Consider the following 2959-nt stretch of genomic DNA (forward strand, 5'->3'; position numbering starts at 1 on the left):
CCCTGGAACTACGCCGATAAATTCTCCGGCGTTTAAACTCCGCTTCCCAGCGGTGTTGGGAACATCATCGGTTAAAGCAGCGTGGCGCTCAAGACGGCGCTGCTTTGACGCTTACCTTTATCCAGCCAGGACAGCCGCAACAGAACGCCTATATTGAGCGCTATAACCGCACCGTGCGCTATGACTGGCTTGCACAGCACCTGTTTGAATCGTTGGACGAGATCCAAGACTTTGCTACTGGCTGGCTCTGGACTTACAATCACGAGCGGCCCAACATGGGCCTGGGCGGCATCACACCAAAACAGAAGCTCGCTCTCGCTGCCTAACCCCTACTTCTGGCGTGCATCAAAAATGGGGGGATTACCGATCACTCTGGACATACCGCCCCGTCTGCGGATCGTAGTCCCGATAGTAGTTGTAGTGCAGACTGCTCTCGACCCGCGTCAGCCATTACTATCGACTTTGAACGCCAGAAGGCGGCAGTTTTTCCGTTTGGTTGAGTCGGCGTTCTCGAGTCGCACGAATTGCTTCTTTAGCACGCGTTGCTTCGCGTGGATTAATCTTTTCGATCTCGATAAGAATTTGGTCGACCTCAGCCATAACGTCGCGGTCGTCGCTATCCATTAACAAACCAATTAATTCCAACTTTGCATTGACGTCCACGCATTGGCGACCGAGGCGATACCAGTAGATTGCCTCATCCGTTCGAAAACTAATGTTGAGATGGAATCTGGCTAGCTTATTTGCAGCCTCACAGCTACCAGACCGAGCTGCACTTTGATATTTTTTTATTTCATCCTTGCGCAGAAGATACGCAGCAGATGGACTCACTGCTCTCTTTTCGCTTTTTTCAATAATCTGAAAGACAAAAATTAAAAATAGGATGAATCCCAAAGCCAATAGTGACTTTTTCATCTTTTGACACTCATCGGAGAAAATGATTTCCAGGGGCCAATAGTACCTGACGGAGGACCACTAGGATATGGACCAGATCCCCGCATTCCGTTTGCGTCGTACCAGACGAAGTCCGTTGGTGCGGTGACGTCTACCCCTAGATAGTTTGCGAGCTGCTGTGCGAAGTTGGGCTTCCCATCAGGACGCGGTCTGCCGGTATTGCAAGATCCTAATATGATTGGTCGTCCTTTCCATCTCGGGTCTTTGCGAATGATCTCTGCGAGCTGCCATGGGTAGATGATCTTAACGCCATCTCGACGATCTTCCATGTTAATGAAATTGCCGTGACCGCCAACAGCGTATGCCCAACTAGGATTCCACGCATCGGCGCCTGCTCGGGTCTGGCTGTCATGGGGATTGTCTGGATCGAAAAAATTTTGCTCCGCGAGCCCAAGCGGATCGATGCGAGATATTGGATCCCCGCTCACGTAACTAAAAGTATTTATTCCACCTTTGAGACCAATAGGATCGCTTTCAACATATCGCCCCAGCGATGGATCGTAGTCGCGAGAATAGTTGTAGAGTGTTGGCCCTGACGCGAGTTCGTCGTAAGTTGGCGAATTTCCCTAAACGAATCAAAAGCTTGCGTAACGCGCGCGGGCGAATTTCCCCTTTATTCGAAAATTTTTTCCAGACACGATTTTGCAGCCGCACGGTAGCACGCGTAAGAGGCAGGGAAATTCAATCTTCGGCGCTGGCTGCCAGATCGGCCAAGAGGCCGCTGGCGGTGACTGGCACCCCTGAACGGCATGGTCATCAAATACCAAACCGACCAAATGATGGGGAACTTGAATTGCTGACGCTGCGAATGGTTTTTCCATTAGCCGCTAAAAAGAAGCCGCCCCCATAACCCGCGCGTGAAGCAACGGCTTAGGAAGACGGATTTTTTATTAAGGAGGGAACACGGGCTTCGCTAGGTCCTAGATCCTTTTACCTTGCTGGATTAGAAGCATCAGCTCATCCCGCCACAATGCTTTCCCAGGTGTGGATGGCGTACTAATGAACTCTTTAAAGCCAGGGGAGAGCATTCCACAAGCCTGCAGCGCGTCATCAATTCGATTCACGTTTAGTAGCGCGACGGCAAGATGAAAATATGCGCTCTCGTTGAAGTACTCGACTTTGAAATCAATCACCTGATAGAGATCCGCCAATGCGAGTTCATACGCACCACGTTCAATTTGCCATCTAGCTCTGCGGAAGTATGCAGTTGGTGAAGCAGGTCTGAGCACGATCAGTTTTCCCAAGTCGCGAAGAGCTTCTTCGAAACGACCAAGTGCATGTAAATTGCAGCTACGCTCACTGTAGGCAGCGTAGCAATCAGCTTCCTGTGCAATTACGTCGCAGCATATATCAATGGCTTCTTGAAACCGCTCTTCCTTAGAAAGCTGGTCAGCTTTTTTCAATGCTACATCCACATTTATCTTTTCATCACCCATGAGAATGATCCTTTCCTTATTCGATGGGATTTCCGCCGCAGTCCTCTGTAACCTGCCCGGCGACACACTGATTCCAATTCATTCCACCGGCCCCTTTTCCATTCTTATCAGGGAGATAGCCGCTGTCGTACAAGCGATCACAGAACTTCCTTGCATCATCCCATTGCTTCTTACATTCCTCCGGAGTCGGCTTCGCTGGCGAACAGATATCCTTCACTTTCTGAGCGAACCAATTCGTCGCCCTGGTAAGACGAAGTGCAAGATCGCGCTGCGCTTCGGCAGATGGATTGGGCAAACCGATAGGTGCTTTGGGAGCAGGAGATTCTCCTGGATAACCTTGTTGCAATCCAAGCGGATCAACGTATGAAAGCGAATTACCTTTGACATAGCCATATGTATTGATTCCGCCTCGCAGCCCAATCGGATCACTTTGCAGATACCGGCCGATTTGCGGGTCGTAATCCCGGAAGTAGTTGTAATGTATTGGCCTTGACGCGAGTTCGTCGTAGACGCAGCAATTTCCCTATACGCTTCAACGACTTGCGCGCGCCCGCGCCGATATTCCTCCT

The 2959-nt window shown here is 50.4% G+C and carries 3 protein-coding genes and 2 pseudogenes; 1 reads left to right on the plus strand and 4 read right to left on the minus strand.

The genetic code is table 11. The features are described from left to right. Nucleotides 1–107 precede the first annotated feature (107 nt). Nucleotides 108–326 (plus strand): annotated as a pseudogene (locus tag ASE26_RS21840) (transposase); the annotation flags it as partial. A 127-nt stretch (nucleotides 327–453) separates the two neighbouring features. Here the strand turns inward: ASE26_RS21840 and ASE26_RS21845 are convergent. The 4 genes and pseudogenes from ASE26_RS21845 to ASE26_RS32200 form a co-directional block, all read right to left on the minus strand. Continuing rightward, on the minus strand, nucleotides 454–915 hold the full coding sequence (locus tag ASE26_RS21845; protein ID WP_055928478.1) for a hypothetical protein: 462 nt from the start codon (nucleotides 913–915) through the stop codon (nucleotides 454–456). After that, nucleotides 912–1469 (minus strand): annotated as a pseudogene (locus ASE26_RS32195) (RHS repeat-associated core domain-containing protein); the annotation flags it as partial. The pseudogene ASE26_RS32195 and the gene ASE26_RS21845, both read right to left, overlap by 4 nt. Before the next feature lie 405 nt (nucleotides 1470–1874). After that, entirely contained in the window at nucleotides 1875–2390 is a 516-nt protein-coding gene (locus ASE26_RS21850; RefSeq protein WP_055928481.1) for a hypothetical protein, read from the minus strand. Nucleotides 2391–2406: 16 nt separating this feature from the next. Next, nucleotides 2407–2874 (minus strand): RHS repeat-associated core domain-containing protein, encoded by a 468-nt coding sequence (locus tag ASE26_RS32200; protein WP_156409990.1) that lies wholly within the window; start codon nucleotides 2872–2874, stop codon nucleotides 2407–2409. Nucleotides 2875–2959 lie beyond the last annotated feature (85 nt).

Origin of the sequence: Duganella sp. Root198D2, assembly GCF_001428585.1 — a bacterium.
GTDB lineage: Bacteria > Pseudomonadota > Gammaproteobacteria > Burkholderiales > Burkholderiaceae_D > Rugamonas.